16 protein-coding genes and 1 pseudogene are annotated in these 19219 nt (G+C 74.0%); 11 read left to right on the forward strand and 6 right to left on the reverse strand.

Translation table 11 applies throughout. The annotated features are described in order from the left end of the window. Positions 1 to 125 precede the first annotated feature (125 nt). A complete protein-coding gene (locus EDC03_RS17965; protein ID WP_241967227.1) occupies positions 126 to 506 on the forward strand; it encodes an acyltransferase in 381 nt (126 codons plus the stop codon). Positions 507 to 646: 140 nt separating this feature from the next. After that, positions 647 to 1018 carry an LbetaH domain-containing protein gene (locus EDC03_RS16075; RefSeq protein WP_199720335.1) on the forward strand — a complete coding sequence of 124 codons (372 nt, stop codon included), beginning with the start codon at positions 647 to 649 and terminating at the stop codon, positions 1016 to 1018. A gap of 18 nt (positions 1019 to 1036) precedes the next feature. Here the strand turns inward: EDC03_RS16075 and EDC03_RS16080 are convergent, their stop codons facing one another. Together EDC03_RS16080 and EDC03_RS16085 are read right to left on the reverse strand one after the other, a co-directional pair. Then, positions 1037 to 2344, reverse strand: a complete 1308-nt coding sequence (locus tag EDC03_RS16080) for a glycosyltransferase family 4 protein (RefSeq protein ID WP_123381278.1) — start codon at positions 2342 to 2344, stop codon at positions 1037 to 1039. After that, complete coding sequence (locus EDC03_RS16085; RefSeq protein ID WP_123381279.1) at positions 2344 to 3285, reverse strand: glycosyltransferase family 2 protein; 942 nt, start codon at positions 3283 to 3285, stop codon at positions 2344 to 2346. Before EDC03_RS16085 ends, EDC03_RS16080 begins: the two co-directional genes overlap by 1 nt. 127 nt (positions 3286 to 3412) lie before the next feature. On the opposite strand from EDC03_RS16085, the gene EDC03_RS16090 reads away from it, so the two are divergent. The 3 genes from EDC03_RS16090 (at position 3413) to EDC03_RS16100 (ending at position 6815) form a co-directional block, all read left to right on the forward strand. After that, positions 3413 to 4474 carry a heparin lyase I family protein gene (locus EDC03_RS16090; protein WP_123381280.1) on the forward strand — a complete coding sequence of 354 codons (1062 nt, stop codon included), beginning with the start codon at positions 3413 to 3415 and terminating at the stop codon, positions 4472 to 4474. Positions 4475 to 4593: 119 nt separating this feature from the next. Next, a complete protein-coding gene (locus tag EDC03_RS16095) occupies positions 4594 to 5436 on the forward strand; it encodes a hypothetical protein (RefSeq protein WP_148058119.1) in 843 nt (280 codons plus the stop codon). 8 nt (positions 5437 to 5444) lie between these two features. Then, positions 5445 to 6815: an O-antigen ligase family protein gene (locus EDC03_RS16100; RefSeq protein ID WP_123381282.1), complete on the forward strand. Its 1371-nt coding sequence runs from the start codon at positions 5445 to 5447 to the stop codon at positions 6813 to 6815. On the opposite strand, the gene EDC03_RS16105 is transcribed toward EDC03_RS16100, so the two are convergent. Continuing rightward, positions 6770 to 7687 (reverse strand): glycosyltransferase family 2 protein, encoded by a 918-nt coding sequence (locus EDC03_RS16105; protein ID WP_158674339.1) that lies wholly within the window; start codon positions 7685 to 7687, stop codon positions 6770 to 6772. The genes EDC03_RS16100 and EDC03_RS16105 overlap by 46 nt on opposite strands. Before the next feature lie 173 nt (positions 7688 to 7860). Here EDC03_RS16105 and EDC03_RS16110 point away from each other — a divergent pair, with 173 nt between their 5' ends. Both EDC03_RS16110 and EDC03_RS16115 read left to right on the forward strand, forming a co-directional pair. Next, the gene (locus tag EDC03_RS16110; protein WP_199720336.1) at positions 7861 to 8775 is read left to right on the forward strand and encodes a WecB/TagA/CpsF family glycosyltransferase; all 915 of its coding nucleotides are present in this window, start codon (positions 7861 to 7863) and stop codon (positions 8773 to 8775) included. A 59-nt stretch (positions 8776 to 8834) separates the two neighbouring features. Further along, positions 8835 to 9812 (forward strand): hypothetical protein, encoded by a 978-nt coding sequence (locus tag EDC03_RS16115; protein WP_123381284.1) that lies wholly within the window; start codon positions 8835 to 8837, stop codon positions 9810 to 9812. Positions 9813 to 9833: 21 nt separating this feature from the next. On the opposite strand, the gene EDC03_RS16120 is transcribed toward EDC03_RS16115, so the two are convergent. The 3 genes from EDC03_RS16120 to EDC03_RS16130 form a co-directional block, all read right to left on the reverse strand. Continuing rightward, complete coding sequence (locus tag EDC03_RS16120) at positions 9834 to 10655, reverse strand: glycosyltransferase family protein (RefSeq protein WP_148058120.1); 822 nt, start codon at positions 10653 to 10655, stop codon at positions 9834 to 9836. A gap of 82 nt (positions 10656 to 10737) precedes the next feature. Further along, positions 10738 to 12126: a lipopolysaccharide biosynthesis protein gene (locus EDC03_RS16125; protein WP_158674340.1), complete on the reverse strand. Its 1389-nt coding sequence runs from the start codon at positions 12124 to 12126 to the stop codon at positions 10738 to 10740. A gap of 255 nt (positions 12127 to 12381) precedes the next feature. Further along, positions 12382 to 13749 carry a UDP-glucose dehydrogenase family protein gene (locus tag EDC03_RS16130; protein WP_123381287.1) on the reverse strand — a complete coding sequence of 456 codons (1368 nt, stop codon included), beginning with the start codon at positions 13747 to 13749 and terminating at the stop codon, positions 12382 to 12384. 148 nt (positions 13750 to 13897) lie between these two features. Here EDC03_RS16130 and mtrA point away from each other — a divergent pair. The 4 genes and pseudogenes from mtrA to EDC03_RS16150 form a co-directional block, all read left to right on the forward strand. Further along, positions 13898 to 14566 (forward strand): annotated as a pseudogene (gene mtrA, locus EDC03_RS16135) (MtrAB system response regulator MtrA); the annotation flags it as partial. 76 nt (positions 14567 to 14642) lie between these two features. Continuing rightward, entirely contained in the window at positions 14643 to 16409 is a 1767-nt protein-coding gene (gene mtrB, locus EDC03_RS16140) for an MtrAB system histidine kinase MtrB (protein ID WP_148058122.1), read from the forward strand. Continuing rightward, on the forward strand, positions 16402 to 18234 hold the full coding sequence (locus EDC03_RS16145) for an LpqB family beta-propeller domain-containing protein (RefSeq protein WP_123381290.1): 1833 nt from the start codon (positions 16402 to 16404) through the stop codon (positions 18232 to 18234). Before mtrB ends, EDC03_RS16145 begins: the two co-directional genes overlap by 8 nt. Positions 18235 to 18333: 99 nt before the next feature. Further along, positions 18334 to 19110 carry a phosphoribosyltransferase family protein gene (locus tag EDC03_RS16150; protein WP_123381291.1) on the forward strand — a complete coding sequence of 259 codons (777 nt, stop codon included), beginning with the start codon at positions 18334 to 18336 and terminating at the stop codon, positions 19108 to 19110. The last annotated feature ends 109 nt before the right edge of the window (positions 19111 to 19219 follow it).

A 19219-nucleotide genomic window follows, 5' to 3' on the forward strand; every position in this document is an offset into this window, starting at 1 on the left:
ACGTCGGCTACTACGGGGTGGCCCGCCACCTCCCTTGGTCCATCGCGCCTGGTGGCGGCATCGCACGTCGCGCTCGGGCCGCGACCTGCCGCCGCTTGTTCCGCTCCTGCGGCGACGACGTCAACGTGGAGCAGGGGGCGTGGTTCGGGTCGGGCAGCGCGGTGACGATCGGCTCGCGCTCGGGCGTCGGCAAGGACGCCCTGCTCATGGGCGAGGTCGTCATCGGCGACGACGTGATGATGGGGCCGCGAGTCGTCGTCCTCGCGACCAACCACGTCAGCGACGACGTCTCCCGCCCCATGCGTGAGCAGGGCCTGACACGGCCGCGGCCGGTCGTCATCGAGGACGACGTCTGGATCGGCGCGAACGCCGTGCTGCTGCCGGGTCGCCGGATCGGCCAGGGCAGCATCGTCGCGGCGGGGTGCGTCGTGACGAAGGACGTCGAGCCCTACTCCGTCGTGGGAGGTAACCCCGGTCGCGTGCTCGGCAGCAGGGGTGCCTCGTGAACGGGTGGCGCGACGAGGTGGTGATTCCCTTCGCCGTGGACCTCGGACGGGCAGGTGGTCGGCGCGCGCTGGCCCGTGAGTGGTCGGTGTGGGCGCTCGCGCTGCACCGCGCCGGGCGTTGGGCCGACGGTCGTACGGGAATGGCGGGACGCGTCGCTCGCCGCCTCTACTGGCCGCTGCACCGCGCCGCCGTCGCGATCACAGGCCTCGAGCTGCCCAAGGAGGTCGTCGTGGGGCCCGGTCTCCGCGTGCACCACGCCGGCACGGTGGTCGTCCATCCCCGGGCCCGGCTCGGGGCCCGATGCACGCTCCGTCAGGGCGTGACACTCGGTGAACGGCGTCCCGGAGCCGGAGCACCCACGCTGGGCGACGACGTGGAGGTGGGGGCGTACGCGCAGGTGCTCGGACCGGTCGTCGTCGGGGACGGCGCCCGGATCGGGGCGCTCGCGCTCGTCATCCACGACGTGCCGGCGGGTGCAGTGGTGGCCGCGGCTCCCGCCCGCCTCCTCTGACGGAGGCACGCCGACGCGTCAGGCGTCCGCGGCTGCACGCAAGCGTTCTTCCAAGCGGACCACCTCGCGGCTCGAGTCGAAGGCGTCGAGCACACGAGCGCGGGCGGCAGCGCCCATGCGTGCACGTCGCTCCGGGGCCTGGAGCAGGTCGCGGATGGCTGAGACGAGGCCCGAGTGGTCCCCGGGTGTGCACAGCAGTCCAGAAACCTGGTCCTCCACCAGTTCGGGGATGCCGTCGATCCGGGTGCTGACGACCGGCAGGCCGCTGGCCATGGCCTCCATGAGCACCACGGGCACGCCTTCGACCGTCGACGGGAGGCACAGCAGATCTGCCCCGCGGTAGAGGTCGGGCAGCGCGTCGTTCGCCACCGGGCCCAGCAGCTCCACCGCGGGGGAGAGCCGGGAGGAGCCGGAGACGCGCGCCTTCAGCGTGTCTCGAAGGGGGCCGTCGCCGGCGACGAGCAGGCGGAGGTCGAGGCCCTCGTCCAGCAGCTGGTCGACCGCGTCGAGCAGTGCACCCGTGCCCTTCTCCTCCGCCCACCGGCCGACGAAGAGGAGGACGGCTGGGTCAGCCGGCTCTCCACCCGTGGTCTCGGCGGGCGAGGGCGAGAACCGTCCGACGTCGACGCCCATGTGGACGATCGGGAGGTCGGCAGAGAGCCCGTCGAGCACCTCGCGGGCCCTCTGACGGCAGAACTCGCTGATGCAGGCCGTGAACGCCGCGCCCCGCACCTTGTCGGCGAGCGGGCCCCACCGCAGTGCGCCGCCGTCCGGCCAGTCGTCGTCGGGTCGATGACGCAACCCGTGCATCGCCATGCTGTGGAGGGTGAGGCTGTAGCTCGTCGGCCGGCCGGCCGCCGTCAGCCACCCGCAGGCGAGCCGGGCGACCTCGGCCGCGTTGTTGGCGAAGTGGACGTGGACGTGGCGCACCGCTGACGCGTCCAGCCGCTCCGCCAGGACCGCCGCCTGCAGCAGGTACGAGGCGCGAGTCGCGACGGCGAGGGCAAGAGCGCGGACCCCGACGGCACGCCCGCCGTGGGGGCGTACGACCCGGAGGGCGTTGCGCGACATCGATGCCGTGGCGTGAGGACTCCGCACCGCTGCGCGGAGGAGGGCGAGCGCGCCAGCGCCGACGGCGCCCCTGAGCACCGTCGTGCGGCGCGCCTCCGCCGCCACGGGCGCCAGCGTCAGGTGCTCCGGGTCGGGCGGGCGCACCGAGTAGCGCTGGACCGTCCAGCCGCGGTCCTCCAGGGCGCGGATCTCCTGGGTGATGAAGGCGTGTGACAGCGCGGGGTGCTGGCTGACGAGGTAGGCGACCGCAGGCATCAGGCGGGGCCACCGCGACCGGCCATGGCCCTCTGACGCGTTCGCTCGGTCGCACGGTGCTTCCCCAGCACCAGCGACTCGTGCTGGTAGCGCCTCAGGGATGAACGGAAGGCCTGGTCACCGTGCCGTTCGACCCGGGTGACGGCTGCCCAGGCCCAGCCCGCCAGCATGTTGAGGCTGCCGAGCAGAGCCGGCGGATCGGCCAGCCGACGTGCTGCGCTCGCGAGGACGAACAGAGGGCTCGACCCCATGAGGTACTGACCGTGCCCGTGGCGACGTCGGCCGCGCAGGACGCCCCGGTCGGATGAGCCCATGGGGCGGAGGTGCTCGAAGGCGAGGGCGTCGTCGGGCACTGCCGCGGACCTCCAACCTCGCCGGCGGCTCTCGTGGCAGTCGATGCCGTCCCACATGAGGCGGGGCACGAAACCGCCGATGTCCTCGTACGCCTCCCGTCGGTAGAACTTCGCCATACCGACGCAGTTCTCGCCGCCGCACCGCTCCCAGGCGACCGTGCCGTCGGGGCGGCGGAACCACGGACGGCCACTGACGCTTGCCAGTGCGTGATCCGCCTCCAGGAGGTCCATGAGGCCGGCGAAGTAGGACGTGGGCAGCCGGAGGTCGAGGTCCAGCTTGCAGACGTAGTCGAAGTCGGTCAGCGGTCCTACGGACGCAAGACCTGCGTCGAAGGCTTCGACGACGCCTGAGCCAAGACGTCGCGGCGTGCCGGCGGGTCTCGTGAGCACTCGCACCCAGCTGTGCTGGGAGGCCAGGTGCCGGAGCAGGTCGGGGGTCCGGTCGTCCGAGCCGTCGTCGACGACCAGCCACAGCGCAGGGCGTTCCGTCTGGGCCAGCATGGAGGCCGCAGTGACCGGCAGCAGGTCAGCCTCGTCCTTGCAGGGCGAGACGACGAGGTAGCGGCGGCCGGGCCGTGGTGTCGACATGCTTCTCCGGACGGGCTGAAAGGCCCGGGCGGTCGGTCACCCGGACAGGCGAGTGACGCTACGCCGCGCCGGGGAACCATGTGTACCAGGGCTCGTCGCCGGTCGGGGGACGTTCGATGACCGGGACATGACCACTTCTCGCGCCCTCTGGGCCCTCCACCGGCCATCCGCGGTGAGCCATCGCCGCCATGGCCCGCGCGCCAACTCGTCCCGCGGCCGTCGGATCACCGCCGCCTCCGCCGTGCTGGTGGGTGCAGGCCTCCTCCTCCCCGTCTCGGCGGCCGTCGCCGAGCCGTCGTCGCCGCCCGCCGTCGCGGCGTCGTCCGTGGGGCGGCCCGCCCCGGTCGTCGCAGGTGCTGCCGTCTGCGCCGCACCGCACATCGTCCCGACCACGCTGATGCGGGGCGCCTACGGCAGTGCCGGTCTTGACCTCGTCGGGGGTATCACCGGCTGGGTGGCGGAGCAGGAGCCGACGAGGGGACGCGGCGGCCCGGTGCTGACCGACCGCATCAAGCAGCTGCCGGCGGGCAAGGTGCCGGGTACCGGCCCGGAGAAGCCTCGTGGCGGCGTGATGTCCGTCCACCTGGAGCGGTACGAGTCGGCGCCGGGCGCCGAGGACGGTGACGTGACAGTCACCGGTGGTGTCAGCGGCAACCGTGCCGAGGTCTACGGCCGGTACCCCGAGCGAGCCAGCACCACCGAGCCGGGTGACTGGCCGGATCCGCCAGGGAGCACTCGCTACTACAGCTTTGCGGTGCTGGTGCCGGAGGGGCACACCTTCGCGACGGACACCAAGTGGATGACCCTCACGCAGTTCAAGGGTTTCCGTGGTGGCTCGCCGCCCGTCGCCCTCGAGATCAAGCGCGACCACTTCATCGTGGGAGGCGCCAACGGTGCGCTCAAGTCCTTCGTGCCCAACGGCGATCTCGGAGAAGTGGTGCCGGGTCGGTGGACCCACTTCACCTTCGGCCTGCACTACTCCACCAGTGCCCGTGAGGGATGGGTCGAGGTGTACCGGGACGGGCAGATGGTCACCCCTCGTAGCTACCTTCCGACGCTCGACGTGGTGAACGGGCAGGCGGACCCTGCCTACCTCAAGCAGGGCATCTACCGGACGAAGAGCTGGGCGGTTCCCCACACCGTCTACTTCGGTCCCACCACGGTGACCGACTGGTACAGCGGCCGCTGACTGGACGGCGCGCGACGGGGGAACGATGGACGTCCGGGGGCCCGGTCCGGTCAGACCCCTACTCTGCGTCAGCAGCCGACAGCTGCGGTGACGGCGGACGAAACACCCGGGGGAAGAGCGTGGCCAGCAACACGTCGACGGAGGACCAGCACAGCGGGGGAGCGCTGGGAGCGGTGAGGCGGCGGCCCGCCGCGACCGCCGCGATCGCCGCTGGTGGTCTCGCGGTAGGGGCTGTCGTCGGGCTCGCCCTCCCGGACGAGTACACCGCCGAGACGCGGCTCGCTGTCGGGGCGGACGACGTCCGCGCGCTGAGCATCCCGGGCTACGCGTTGGGTGTCGAGCAGATCGCTGCCAGCGCTGCGCGCTACCTGGGCGACACCCAGGCCCGCGGGCAGCTCGAGGGCCTTCTCGGCCCCGACGCGGTGGACGTCTCGTCCGTCTCGGCCTCTCCCATCCCGGACTCCAGCATCCTCAGGGTCGAGGCTGTGGCCGGCACCGAGGACGTGGCCCTACGGGCGGCGTCGGTGATCCGTGACGAGCTCGTCGACCGCTCGGCCGAGGTCAACAGCGCGGCCGACCCCGACGCCACACTGCAGGCGTTGGGCGACGTGTCACGTCGCCTCGCGACGGCCGAGCGGGAGCGCGATCGCCTCGCCGGCGTGCTCGACGGGTCCGCCGTCGCACCGTCCACGGAGACGGAGGAGCGGTACGTCGACGTCCAGGCCGAGGTCGACGTCCTGCAGGCGGAGCGCAACGCCGTCAGCCGCCAGTACGAGGACGCGCTCGTGGAGCGGGACGAGGCGTTCCGGCTCGTGGCGGTCGCCGAGCCGGCCATCGCCCGGAGCAGCACGGTCGGCGACGTGCAGCGGTACGGCTTCATCGGCCTCGTGCTGGGTGGGCTCGCCGCGGTCGTCGTCGCGGTCGCGCGGGAGCGCGCGCCGCGCCGCTCCCTCGACGCCTGAACCCGTCGATGAGTGTCGACGTGACAGCCGCTCCTGCGGCAGGCCCGCGGACGCCGCCTGCCCATGTCTGGCTCTTCACCGCAGCACTGCTGCTGAGCGCCTTCTCGGGCCGCGCCGACCTCCTGGGACTGCCGGTGAGTCTCGACCGCCCGGTGCTCGCGCTCGCGTTGCTCCTGCTGGTGATGGACCGGAGGGCATGGCGGCCACGTCGAGCCAGGTTCCGTGTGGTGCACGTGTCGATGGTCGCTCTGGTCCTCCTGGCGACATCCTCCCTCGTCTGGCGTATCGGAGGAGGGGGGGCCGACGCCGATTCCGTCTTCGCCCTCGCGGACCGGCTCGTCGTGCCTTTCGTCCTCTTCGCCGTAGCACCGGTCGTCTTCGCGGATCGGGCGGCCAGAGACCTGCTGCTGCGGGGGCTGACGTGTCTCGGGGCCTACCTCGCCGTCACGTCTGTCCTCGAGCTGGTGGCCCCCGCGTGGGTCGTCCCGTCCTACGTGGTCGACCCGTCGCTGGGCATCCACGTGGGTCGTGCGCGCGGCCCCTTCCTGTCCAGCGAGGCCAACGGCCTCGTCCTCGTCACCTGCGGCGCCGCGGCCTGCCTCCTCGCCGGGCGACGGGGTGGTTGGCGCCCCCTCGCCCTCGTCGTGGCGGTCCTGACGCCGGTCGCGCTGCTTCTCACGCTGACGCGGTCGGTCTGGTTGGGCGCCCTCGTCGGCGTCGTCGTCGCCTCGCTCCAGCACCCCGTGCTGCGACGGCTGCTCCCTGTCGCGGCCGTCGCGGGTCTGCTCGTCGGCGGTGTGATCCTCGCGGCAGTGCCTTCGCTGGGTGCGGTCGCGCAGGAGCGCCTGACGACCACCAGGTCCCTCGACGACCGACGCAACGTCAACGACGCCGCGCTGCGCATCCTCGAGGCGCACCCGTTGACGGGCGTCGGGTGGGGCGCTTTCGTGCGCGAGAGCCACGAGTGGGTGAGGCAGGCGGACGACTACCCGGTCACCAATGTCCGGATCGAGGTGCACAACGTGCCGCTGGGGCGGTCCGCCGAGCTCGGGCTGCCGGGTGGGGTGCTCTGGGTAGCCGTCGTGCTGCTCGGACCCTTCGCGGCCGTCGCCCTGCCGGTGCGCAGGCGCCCCCCGGGAGATGCCGACGACGATCTCCCGGGCTGGCGGCTGGTCCTCACAGCCGCCGCAGCCGCGTGGGGAGTCGCCGCCCTCGTGAGCCCCCTCACCCACCCGCTGCCGACCCTGCTCGTCTTCGTCCTTGCGGGCGTCGTGCTGCGTGACAGGCTGCTCGGCCGGCCGGAGCCGACGGCAGAGGAGGGGCCGCCCCCTCGTCAGCCGCCCGGCGGCGAGCTGATCAGCCGCTCGCGGCGACGCTGACGGAGGAGGCGGAGCAGGGTGGTCAGCTGCGCCGGTCGACGGAGGAGCAGCCCACCGGCCCGCAGGGCCTTCGCGGGGCGACGGGCTGCCACGGCGGAGCGCGCGTCGTCCCAGTGCCACCTGACCAACGACCGCCGACGCAGCTGCTCGCTCATCCATGCGGCGTCTGCGTGAAGACGCAGCACATCGTCGAAGTGCGCTCGCATCAGCGCACGGTCGACGGAGACCTGACCGGCGTGCTCCGTGTACGTGACCGTCGCGACGTCGAGCGCCAGACCCGAGCCCTGCTCGAGCACCCGCAGCCACAGGTCCAGGTCCTGGGCGCGACGAAGGTCTCGGAAGCCTCCCACGGCGTCGAGGACGTCCCGCCTCACCATCGTGCCGCTCGTGATGACCGTGCTGACCGGGTCGAGAAGTCCCCTCTGGTTCAGCCGGGCCGGGCGTCCGGTGCTGTTGCCCTTCCACCGTCCGTGCGACGAGAGCGCCGGCGCCGTGACCATCGCGTGGTCGCCGGCGCGGGCGAGGAGGCCGGCCAGGTGGCCCGGCTGCCACTCGTCGTCACTGTCCAGGAAGGCCACCCACGTCGTGGTGGCCGAGGCGATGCCCACGTTGCGGGCCGGCCCGCTGCCCCCGCGAGGGCCGGCCGACAGGACCTCGGCTCCCGCAGCCCGCGCACGCGCCGCCGTCGCGTCCTCCGAGCCGTCGTCGACCACGAGGACACGGGCGGGAGGGGGCACCTGTGACGTCGCGCTGCGGACCGCCGCGCCAACGCGGTCCTCGCGGTCGAGCGCCGGCACGACGACGGTGACGTCGGCGACGGCAGCCGGGGGCTCGGCGGTCGTCGCCGCCGTCGCGGTCGAACGGTCGCGCACTGGTCTGCTCCTCGCGTCGTGGTCGCCGCCGCCTGACGACGTGACCAATCTGCCATCCACGGCGCCGCGGCCGCCGTCCTGCCACGGGTGAGTCCGGATTGTGAACACCTTGTGACTTCTGTCCCTCTCGGTCCGGTGACTACCTGTAGGTGCGATTTACTCCGGGTGTGCAGATGGACGCGACTTCCTCCGGATCGACGGTGCGGGCGGTGGCGGAGCCCCGACGCGGCACCGTCGATGTTGACCTCGACGAGCCGGTCCCGGCGACGCCCCAGAGCGCCTCCGTGCCGCCCCAGCTCCGGCGAAGCCTCTGTCCGAGAGAGCGGTCTTTGGCACAGGTCGACATCGACGGGGTGGCCTTCGACGCGATGACGGAGCAGCAGGTCGTCGAGCACGTCGTCGCGTCCCTGGCGGACGGACGGGGCGGCATGCTGCTGACTCCGAACGTCGACATCCTGCGCCAGCTTCGTCGGCCCTCGCTGATGCCCATCGCCGACCAGGCCGACCTCGTCGTCGCCGATGGCATGCCCATCGTCTGGGCCTCGCGACTCCTGGGTCGGCCTCTGCCCGAACGCGTCACGGGTGCCTCGTTGGCGCACTCACTCCCGGCTGCTGCTGCGCGCGAGGGCCGCTCGGTGTTCCTCCTCGGTGGCGAGGACGGTGTGGCGGAGAAGGCCGCCGAGCGGTTGACCTCCGAGGTCGAGGGGCTGACGGTCGCCGGCTGGCACTGCCCTCCTCACGGTTTCGAGCGGGACGGCGACCGGATGCGGGAGATGGTCGACGCACTGTCGGCGGCGGCTCCCGATGTCGTCCTGGTCGGACTCGGCTTCCCCAAGCAGGAGCGTCTCATCGGGGTCCTCCGTAACACCCTCCCTGCGGCATGGTTCATCGGCTGCGGCGGCGCGTTGACCTTCCTCTCCGGAGAGGTGGCGCGGGCTCCGAAGGTCATGCAGCGCAGCGGCCTCGAGTGGACGCACCGGCTGGCCATGGAGCCGCGCCGGATGGCCAGGCGTTACCTCGTCGACGACCTCCCGTACGCGGCAGCGATGTTCGCCCGCGTGGCGAAGAGGGCGGTGGCTGCTGCGTGACTGGGGTCCTCCCACGACGCGTCGGCGGGCGACGGCGGCGGTGGCTGGCAGTCGCGACGGTGGCGACCGGCCTCGTCCTGTCGACCACCCCCGGGGCGACGGCAGCCACCCCGGGAGCGGTCCTGCCTACGCCGACAGGCCACAACGTCTTCGCACAGTCGGTGGCAGGCGCACCTCTCCACCGGGACAGCCAGGCACTCGTCGCTGATGTCGTCCATCAGGTCGCCTCGCGGTACAAGGGTGTCGCAGCCTTCAACGTCCGGCAGTACAACGTCTCCGCCTACCAAGTGCCGGCGGGCCAGCGCCGCGTCGACGTCCGCTTCGACGACTGCCAGAAGAAGGGGTACGTCCCCAGGTCGATGGTGGGTCCGGGAGGGCCGCTCGTGCAGGTGCCGGTCCCCGATGACGCGGTGCCTTCTCCCGGCGGCGACCGCCAGCTGACCATCTACTCACCGGACGGCGACCAGCTCTGGGAGCTCTGGAAGGTGTCCCGGACGTCGCAGGGGTGGCAGGCGTGCTGGGGCGGTCGTCTCGACCGGGTCTCTCAGAGCCTCGGTGTCTTCCCGGGCAGCACGGGAGCCAGTGCGAGCGGGCTCTCGGAGGCCATGGGTGCCGTGTCCGCCCGGGAGGTGTCGACCGGGCGGATCCGTCACGCGATCACCCTCTCGCTGCCCGAGGTCGCCCACAGGAGCTCCTTCAGCTACCCGGCCCAACGGAGCGACGGAAGCACGATGCGGTCGAGCGCACCGGCCATGGGTACACGCTTCAGGTTGGACCCGCGGCTGGACGTGGCCTCCCTCGACCTCCATCCCGTCGCCGCCGCTGTGGCACGTGCTGCGCAGACCTACGGCTTCATCGTGGGCGACAGGTCGGGTGCTGTCTCGGTGGCCGCTCTCAGCGGCGAGCCGGACCGAGCGCTGACGGGCGTCGACCCCTGGGCCGACGTCCTCGACGGCACGGCAAGTCACGCCGTAATGAGGGATTTCCCCTGGGAGCGCCTTCAGGCTCTGCCCGAGGACTGGGGTGAGCCGCAGTGACGGAAGAGGGCGACGGGGTCGTCAGCGACGACCGACCCAGGTCTCGCTGAGGCCGAGGCGATCCTCCACGGCTCTGGTCATGTCGCCGAGCACCCTTCGGGCACTGTCGGTCTCGCTGGCATCGGTGTCCACGACGTTACGCCAGCGCCGCCCGTACTTCCTCATCATGCCGATCCGCATCTCCGAGGCCGCGTAGCGCTCGTACGAGCTCATCGACGCCCTCGCCGTCGAGCCGCGGTCGTGTGCGAGGTACGCACGGCGGGTGACCAGGACCTGACCGCCCGCCTGCCGCACCCGGATCGCGTAGTCCTGGATGGCGCCCCAGCCCCGCCGCCCGAATCGGCGGGCGTCCAGGAGACCCGTCTGCCGGACCTGGGCCGAGGAGAGCGCGAAGCAGGTCCCGTCGATCGCGGGAGCCGACACCTCGACGGATCGCGGCTGGAAGTCGACGGGATGGCCCCTGTAGTAACGGTTCTGGTGCTCGAAGCTGTCGTCGTAGCAGGGCCCCACGAGAGCGAGAGGGTGGGCCGCGAGAGCGTCCGCCATCCCACGGACGAAAGACCTGCTCAGCCGGGTGTCGTTGTTCAGCCCCATGACCGAGGCGGCCCCGGACGAGAGCGCCCGCTCCATCCCGAGATTCGTACCTCTCAGCCAGCCGAGATTCGAGCCGGGTACCACGAGCTCGACGTCCGTCGGGAAGCGTGCCGGGTCGAGGTCACCCGCGTTGTCCACGACGACGACTCGTGCCAGGTCCCGCTCACGCACTAGGTCCTCGACGACCAGGCGCGTGAGTGACTCCTTGCCGAAGGCAGGGACGACCACGGCCATCCGTCGGTCCACCACGAGGCTGACCCTAGTTGCGCCTGCTCAGGTGCCGTGGGCCCGCAGCCCAAGTCGCGCATGGTGTCGACGGCGGTCGACCTCCTCACCGTCGACGGCGCCTCCTGAGCAGAGAGACCAGCTGGCGGAGCAACGGACGTTGGAGCAGCAGGCCCATCGCCGCGTAGACGAGCAGTCCGGCGAGGACCTGCAGCAGAAGGGTCAGGACAGCCGTCTCCCGGAGAGGCGATACGACGGGTACCGCCCAGACGCACACCCCCATGAGGGCGGTGCACAGCATCGTGGCGGCGTTCGACCGCAGCACCGCCATGGCCGGCAGCCCCACGAGGCGGCTGGGCACCAGGAGGTTGAAGGGGACCGTCAGCCACGTCGCGACGGTGACCCCGGCTGCCACGCCCACGAGGCCGTGCGGCAGCCCGATGACGGTGCCGGCGGCCACCACCACGCCGGTCAGCACCCCCATCCGAAACATCAGCGGCGTCCGGTTCTGCGACTGGTAGATCCAACCGGTGCCGCCCGTGAGCACGCGCGCCGCTCCAGCGAGGCAGAGGAGCTGGAAGGCCACGGTGGAGTCCAGCCAGCGCGGGCCCCACAGGGTGTTGATGAGGGCCGGAGCGGTGGCCGCCATGCCGACGAGAGTGGGAAGGGCGACGAAGAGGGTGAGGCGCATCGCCTGCAGGTAGGCAGACCCGACCCTTCGGAGGTCGTCGCCCAGGCCGGAGAGGGTCGGCAGCATCACCCGGCCGAGCACGGAGTTGAGCTGCTGGACCGGGAGCACCATCAGCGAGTGCGCCCGGTTGTACAGGCCGACGTCGGTCGGGCCGTAGAAGCGGCCGAGGAGCAGGACGTCGAGGCTCCGGACGCCGTAGTCGACCACCGCGTAGCCGAGCAGCCCGCCGGAGAAGCCCCACAGCTCGCGGACCGCCGCGATCCTGATGAAGGACCGAGGTCTCCACCTGACGAGACGCCACTGCATGGCGGTGAGGAGCAGCGCCTGGACGGGCGGCCCCACCACGAGGGCGAAGTACCCGGCGCCCCCGGCCGCCGCGACGATCGCCAACGTGTTGCCGACGACGGCGGCGACGAGCTCGGTGGACGCCAAGGCTCGGAAGGCGAAGCGCCGTTGCAGGAGGGCGCTGTGCACGACCTGCAGCCCGACGGCGAAGGGAAGACCCGCGAGAGGCAGCAGCCATCGCAGTCGGTCGTCGCCGTAGAAGCCCGCCACGAGCGGCCCGAGGGCCGTGAGCAGACCCAAGAAGACGAGGCCGCCGAGGGCGTTGAGCCAGAAGGCGGTGGCCTTGAGCTCCTCGGTGAGGTTCCTCGACCGGACGAGGGCGCCCGAGAGTCCCAGGTCGAAGAACAGGACGGTCAGGCCCGTCACCACGTAGACGCTGGCGAGGAGACCGAAGTCGGCGGGGAAGAGCAATCGCGCGAGCACGAGTCCCGCGGCCGTCTGGATCGCGAGGGACCCCATACGTCCTGCCGCCGACCAACCGGCGCTGCCTGCGACCGTCTTCGGCGAGATGGCCGCGGTGGAGGCCGCGCTGTGCCCTGTGCCGACCTGGTCGGGAGGTGCGTCGACGGTGGCACCGCCGGGCAGCGGCTCCCGCCGACGCCCGCGTCGAAGTCGTGACATGCGCTGCCGATCCCCCCGGGCAGGCCTGACGCCGTGCGGCGGCTGCAGGTCGTCCCCCTCCACGCCGCCCTGGTCGCCGTGACGGCGGATGAGCTAGCCCTGGACCGGAGCCACGCCCAGCCCGCGGTACGTCCAGCCGGCGTCGCGCCACGCCTGCGCGGGCAGGCAGTTGCGGGCGTCGATCACCGTGGCGCCGGTCGTGAGGGCGCGCAGCGCGACCGGGTCGGCCGTGCGGAACTCGGGCCACTCCGTGAGGACGAGGACGACGTCGGCGCCCTGCACCGCCTCCTCGGTCGACGTGCCGAAGCCGAGGGCCGGGAAGCTGCGCTTGCCCGTCTCGCCGGCCTCGGGGTCGAAGACGACGACCTGGGCGCCGCGCAGGTGCAGCGCCGCGGCGACGTTGAGGGCGGGGGAGTCGCGGACGTCGTCGGTGTCGGGCTTGAAGGCCGCGCCGAGGACGCCGACGCGCCGGTTGAGGACGCTGCCGCCGCAGGCCTCGACGGCCATGTCGACGACGCGCTGGCGCTGCCACATGTTGATCTCGTCGACGTCCTGCATGAGCGAGACGAGCCAGTTGGCGTCGAGCTCGCCGGCGCGGTGCATGAGCGCGCGGATGTCCTTGGGCAGGCAGCCGCCGCCGAAGCCGAGGCCGGCGTTGAGGAACTGCCGCCCGATCCGGACGTCGTGGCCGAGCGCGTCGGCGAGCACCGTGACGTCGGCGCCGGCCTTGTCGCACACCTGCGAGATGGCGTTGATGAAGCTGATCTTCGTCGCGAGGAAGGCGTTGGCCGACACCTTGACGAGCTCGGCGGTCGGCAGGTCCGTCGCGATGAAGGGGGTCCCCGTGGCCAGCGGCTTCGCGTAGACCCGGCGCAGGAGCTCCTCGCCCCAGGGGCTCGCGCCGCCGACGACGACGCGGTCCGGCGCGAGCGTGTCCTGCACGGCCTTGCCCTCGCGGAGGAACTCCGGGTTCCACGCCAGCTCCACGCGGGGGCCGTCGGCCGGGACGATGGATCGGACCCTCTCGGCCATGAGCGCGGCCGTGCCGACGGGCACCGTCGACTTGCCGACGAGCAGCGCGTCCTTCGTCAGGTGCTGCGCGAGGCCCTCGAAGGCGGCCTCGACGTAGCGGAGGTCGGCGCCGTTGGAGCCGGGCTGCTGCGGGGTGCCCACGCAGACGAAGTGGACGTCGGCGAAGGCGGCGGCCTCGGCGAGGTCCGTCGTGAAGCGGAGCCGTCCGGACTCGACGCCCCGGACGAGCAGCTCGGGCAGCCCGGGCTCGTAGAAGGGGACCTTGCCGGCGGAGAGCGCCTCGACCTTGGCCGGGTCGACGTCGACGCCCACGACCTCGAAGCCGAGCTCGGCCATCGCGGCGGCGTGCGTGGCACCGAGGTAGCCGGTGCCGACGACGCTGATGCGCGGGGCCGGTGCGGCGGTCGAGGTGTCGGTCGCGTCGGTCATGTGCTGGTTCCTCCGGGGTCGGGGCGTGCGGCAGCGCACCGTCGCGCGGGGGAGAGCATGCCATCGGGGGGCACCCGTCCAGGTGCGGCGCGGCGGGAGGCCGTCACTTCCCGTCGATCCGGCGTCACCGGATGACAGCATGCGCCCCATGAGCCACCGCGTCCTCGTCGTCGACGACGACACCGCCCTCGCCGAGATGATCGGCATCGTGCTGTCCGCGGACGGGATCGAGCCGTCCTTCTGCGCCGACGGCGGTGGCGCGCTCGCGAAGTTCCGCGAGGTCAAGCCGGACCTCGTGCTGCTCGACCTCATGCTCCCCGGCATCGACGGCATCGAGGTGTGCCGTCGGATCCGGGCGGAGTCCGACGTCCCGATCGTCATGCTCACCGCCCGCAGCGACACCACCGACGTCGTCGCCGGGCTCGAGTCGGGCGCGGACGACTACGTGCCCAAGCCTTTCAAGCCCAAGGAGCTCGTCGCACGCGTGCGGGCCCGCCTGCGTCGCCGCGAGGACGAGGCGCCCGAGGTGCTGCGCGCCGGGGACCTCGTCATCGACGTCGCCGGCCACACCGTGACGCGCGGCGACCGCTCCATCTCGCTGACGCCGCTGGAGTTCGACCTCCTCGCCGCGCTCGCGCGCAAGCCGTGGCAGGTCTTCACGCGCGACGTCCTCCTCGAGCAGGTGTGGGGCTACCGGCACCAGGCCGACACGCGCCTCGTCAACGTCCACGTGCAGCGGCTGCGCAGCAAGGTCGAGCACGACCCGGAGAACCCCCAGGTCGTCCTCACGGTGCGCGGCGTCGGCTACCGGGCGGGCGCGACGTCGGGTGGGCCGCGCGCGGCGGCGCCCACGGGCACGGCGACGCCGGAGCCCTCGGGCGGGGCCTGACGCCGTGGCGGACCGCAGCCGGGTCCGCGCCGCGGTCCGGGCGGCGGTCCGCCGCTGGCGGCGCTCGATCGAGGTCCGCGTGGTCGGCCTCACGGTCGTCCTCAGCCTCCTCACCATGGCCGTCGTGGGCGGCTTCCTCGCCGATGCCATCTCCGAGCGGCTCTTCGAGTCGCGTCGCACCCAGGCCTTCGCCGACGCCGCCCAGGGCGCGCGGGACTTCACCGAGCGCCTCGTCCAGGCCGACGTCCCCACGGCGGGCGACCTGCAGCAGTTCGTCTCCGACAACCAGGAGGAGCTCGAGTCCGTCGGCGGCGACTCCTCCGTCGGCTTCCTCCTCCTCCGGGTGCCGGGCAGCGACGCCTCGGTGACCGTCGCCGGGCTCTCGAGCGCCGGCCTCGGCCCGTCGCTCCTGCCGGACGCGCTCCGGGAGGCCGTGCGGGAGGAGCCCGAGCAGCAGGCGGCGCCCGTGCAGCTCGTCGAGGCCGACGGCAGCACCGCCCCGGGCCTCGCCGTCGGCCAGCGCGTGGACCTGGCCCTGGCCGGCCCCTACGAGCTCTACTTCGTCGCCGACCTCTCGCGCGAGGAGGAGCTGCTCGACGCCGTCCAGCGGGTCCTCGTCGTCGGCGGGCTCCTCCTCGTCCTGCTCCTCGCGGGCGTGGTCTCGGTCGTCACCCGTCTCGTCGTCCGCCCGGTCCGTGACACGGCCGCCGTGGCCGCACGCCTGTCGGCGGGCGACCTCGACCAGCGCGTCGACGTCCGCGGCGAGGACGAGCTCGCCGCGCTGGGCCGCACCTTCAACGACATGGCGGACTCCCTCCAGCGGCAGATCACGCAGCTGGCCGGGCTGTCCCACCTCCAGCAGCGTTTCGTCTCCGACGTCTCGCACGAGCTGCGCACGCCGCTGACGACGATGCGGATGGCGGGGGAGGTGCTCCACGAGGCGCGTGGCGACCTCGACCCCATGGCGTCGCGCTCGGCCGAGCTGCTCATGGAGCAGATGGACCGCTTCGAGGCGCTGCTGGCCGACCTCCTGGAGATGAGCCGCTTCGACGCCGGCGCCGCGGCGCTCGACCCGGAGGAGGTCGACCTGCGCACGGTCGTCGACCGGGTGCTCGCCACGGCCCTGCCCGTGGCGGAGGCGCAGGGCGTCACCGTGACGAGCCAGGTGCCGTCCCGCCCGGTTACCGCCGAGGTCGAGTCGCGCCGGGTGGAGCGCATCCTGCGCAACCTCGTCCTCAACGCCGTCGAGCACGCGGAGGGCCGCCCCGTCGAGGTCGTCCTCGCCGGCGGGCCGGGGGAGGTGGCCGTGCTCGTCCGCGACCACGGCGTGGGGCTGCGCCCCGAGGACGCCGAGCGGGTCTTCGACCGCTTCTGGCGCGCCGACCCCGCACGGGCCCGGACGACTGGCGGCAGCGGGCTCGGGCTCGCCATCTCCGCCGAGGACGCGAGCCTGCACGGCGGCGTCCTCGAGGTGGTCGGGCGTCCCGGGTCCGGTGCGGCCTTCCGGCTGCTCCTGCCGCGCGCCGTCGGCGGGGAGCCGGGGCCCTCGCCCCTCGACATGCCCGTCGACCTGCTCCCGCCCGTGCCCCGTGACCACCCGGCCGCGGCGCCCGCCACGTCCCCGACGGCCGTCGTCCTCGTGCCCAGCGCCGCCGGCTCGCCGGGGGCCTGGGGCGACGCCGGCACCGAGGCCGCGGCGGACGCCATCGCGACGGCGTCGATCCCCGTCGTCCCGCCGCCCGCCCGGCCGGAGGGGACGTCACGTGGCTGACCGGGGGCGCGCCCGCGGCGTCGTCGCGACGGCCGTCGCGCTCGTCGCGGCGCTGGTCCTCACCGGCTGCGTCACCCTGCCCCGCGAGGGACCGGTCGAGGAGGGGCCCGCGCAGGTGGCGGCCGACCCGGCGCCGCGGATCATCCCCGACGGGCCCCAGGAGAACGCCGCGCCCGACGCGGTCGTGCGGGGCTGGCTCACGGCGTCCGCCGCCTTCGACGACGACTACTCGGTGGCGCGCAGCTTCCTCACCGCCCCCGCGGCGTCGTCGTGGCGGCCGGGCGGGCGGGTGGTCGTCGTCGCCACCGGCGGACTCGAGGTCCGGGAGGTCGCCGCGGGACCGGGGCGGGGCGACGGCGCGACGGAGCCCACGGCGGGGGAGAGGCGCACCGTCACGGTCCGGGCGCCGCTGCTCGGCGTGGTCGACGACCGGGGACGGTGGACGTCGGCGGAGCCGCGCACGCCGTACACCGTGGACGTCACCGTCGTCCGGGTGTCGGGGGCCTGGCGCATCACGGAGCTGCCGGACGAGGTCGTGGTGAGCCGCAACTTCTTCGACCAGCAGTACGGGGCCTTCCAGCTGCAGCACCTCTCGCCGGACGGCCGGGCGCTCGTGCCCGAGACGCGGTGGTTCCCGCAGCGGCAGGCCACGGCCACCCTGCTCGTCAGCGAGCTGCTCTCCACCGGCGACCGGTCGGCCTGGCTCGCCGACGCCGTCTCGACGGCCTTCCCCGTGGGCACGACCCTCCTCAGCGACCCGCCTGCGGTCCCCGTCGAGGGCACGACGGCGGTCGTCGACCTGTCGGCCGAGGCGCGGACGGCGCCGCCCGAGCAGCGGCTGCTCATGCAGGCGCAGGTGACGGCGACGCTGCGCGGGGTGCCCGGGGTCACCGACGTGCGGCTGGCCGCCGAGGGCAGCGCGCTGACCCTCCCGCCCGGCACGGCCGACGTCCTCGACGACCCGGTGGTCACGGGGACCCCGGTCGTCGTCGAGGGCGGGCGCCTCGCCCGGCTCGACGGCGAGGGCGTCGAGATCCTCGGCGGCGTCCCGGACCTGGCGGGCCGGCGCCCCCGCCTGCCGGCCGTCGCGGGGGACGTCCTCGCGGTCCTCGTCGACGACCGGACGGGGATGGTCGTCGTGCGGCTCCCCCGGGACGCGGCGACGGTGCCCGACGGCACGGCAGCCGGGGCAGCAGGGGGCGCCCTCGAGGTCGTCACCCCCGGGACGGACCTCGTGGGCCCCTCGGTGGACCGCTTCGGCTGGGCCTGGACGGCCCGCTCCGGCGCCGGCGACGACGCCGGTCTCGTCGCCGCGGACGCCGACGGGGACGTCGCGAAGGTCGACGCGCCGTGGCTGGCCGACCGACGCGTCCACGCGCTCCAGGTCTCCCGCGACGGCGCGCGGGTCGCCGTCCTGTCGACGGACGCCGCCGGGACGCCGGGCACGGTCCAGCTCCGCGTCGCGGGGGTCGAGCGCTCGCCCGGGGGGTCGCCCGCCCGCGTCGAGGTGGCGGGCGACCCGCTGCCCGGTCTCGTCGACGCCCTCGACGTCACCTGGGTCGACGGCCAGACGGTCGCGGTGCTCGGCCGGGTGCGCGGGCAGGACGGCGCCGACCCTGACTCCCGGCTGCGTCTCCTTGAAGTGGCCGTGGACGGCTCCGTCGTCCGGTCGACCGACGTGCCGCAGGACGCCGTCCGCGTCACGTCGGCGAAGGGGCGCTCGACCGTGCTCCTGGAGACGGCCGGCGGTCTCCTGCAGCGGTCCGGCGGGTCCTTCGTCCCCCGCCCCGGCGCCGCGGGCGTCGACGCCTCCTTCCCCGGCTGACCGCTCCCGCCGGCGCGCACAGGCGGTGGCGGCGGGGGCCCGTCCACCGGCGGGTGGCGGCGGGCGCGCCGCCACCGGCCGTGCGCTCGGCTGGGGCGCGTGGACCTCGCCGCCCGTCACGCCGCCCCGCCGGGACCCGTCCGCGCCGCGGCGACGGGGCTCGCCCGGCTCGTCTGGCCGGTGGCCTGCCCGGGCTGCGGGGAGCCCGACGTCCCCGTGTGCCCCGGCTGCGCCGCCACGGTGGTCCGCGCGGGCCCGGTGCTCCGGCCGGCCGCGGCGGCGGGCGCCCCGCCGGTGCGGGCCGCGGCGCCCTACGCCGGTCCCGCCCGGGACGTGCTGCTGGCGTGGAAGGAGCGCGGCCGCCACGACCTGGCCCCGCTGCTCGCGGCGGGGCTGCGGCGGGCCGGCGCCGCCGCGGTGGCCGAGGGGCTGCTCGTCGGCGTGCCGGACGGCGCGCGCCCGGTCCTCGTGCCGGTGCCCTCGTCCCGCCGGGCGGTCCGGCAGCGCGGCGGGGACCTCGTCGAGGACCTCGCGCGCCGGTGGGTCCGCGCGGCCGGACCGGGCGGGCCGGGCGGCGTCGCGCCCGTCCTGGCGCTGCGGGCGGGCTCCGGGGACCAGGTGGGTCGCGGCGCGGCGGCGCGGCGACGGGCGCGGGCCGGGGCGCTCGTCCTGCGGCGCCGCCCGCCGCCGGTGTGCGTGCTCGTCGACGACGTCGTCACCACCGGCGCCACGCTCGCCGCGGCGGCCGACGCGCTGGCCGGCGGGGGCGCCCGGGTCGTCGCCGCGGTCGTCGTCCTCGCCACGCCGGCTCCCCGCCCCGTCGGTGAGGCCGCTCGTGCCGTCCACGGGGTGGTCACGCGGCGTCCATCTCCATGACTCGCTGTCCTGGGGTGTCGCCGGCGCGGGCGGACGGCTAACGTCCCGTCATGGAGACCCGGCAGGTCGCCGCCGCCCGCCCCCCGGGGTGCGGACGTGCCCTGCCGCG

Source organism: Pseudokineococcus lusitanus (genome assembly GCF_003751265.1).
Taxonomy (GTDB): domain Bacteria; phylum Actinomycetota; class Actinomycetes; order Actinomycetales; family Quadrisphaeraceae; genus Pseudokineococcus; species Pseudokineococcus lusitanus.

Excerpts from the sequence above, each read along its gene's own strand:
- EDC03_RS16075 (WP_199720335.1), top strand. The coding sequence starts at position 647 with ATGGCGGGACGCGTCGCTCGCCGCCTCTACTGGCCGCTGCACCGCGCC.
- EDC03_RS16080 (WP_123381278.1), bottom strand. The coding sequence starts at position 2,344 with ATGCCTGCGGTCGCCTACCTCGTCAGCCAGCACCCCGCGCTGTCACAC.
- EDC03_RS16085 (WP_123381279.1), bottom strand. The coding sequence starts at position 3,285 with ATGTCGACACCACGGCCCGGCCGCCGCTACCTCGTCGTCTCGCCCTGC.
- EDC03_RS16090 (WP_123381280.1), top strand. The coding sequence starts at position 3,413 with ATGACCACTTCTCGCGCCCTCTGGGCCCTCCACCGGCCATCCGCGGTG.
- EDC03_RS16100 (WP_123381282.1), top strand. The coding sequence starts at position 5,445 with ATGAGTGTCGACGTGACAGCCGCTCCTGCGGCAGGCCCGCGGACGCCG.
- EDC03_RS16110 (WP_199720336.1), top strand. The coding sequence starts at position 7,861 with ATGGACGCGACTTCCTCCGGATCGACGGTGCGGGCGGTGGCGGAGCCC.
- EDC03_RS16125 (WP_158674340.1), bottom strand. The coding sequence starts at position 12,126 with ATGGGGTCCCTCGCGATCCAGACGGCCGCGGGACTCGTGCTCGCGCGA.
- EDC03_RS16130 (WP_123381287.1), bottom strand. The coding sequence starts at position 13,749 with ATGACCGACGCGACCGACACCTCGACCGCCGCACCGGCCCCGCGCATC.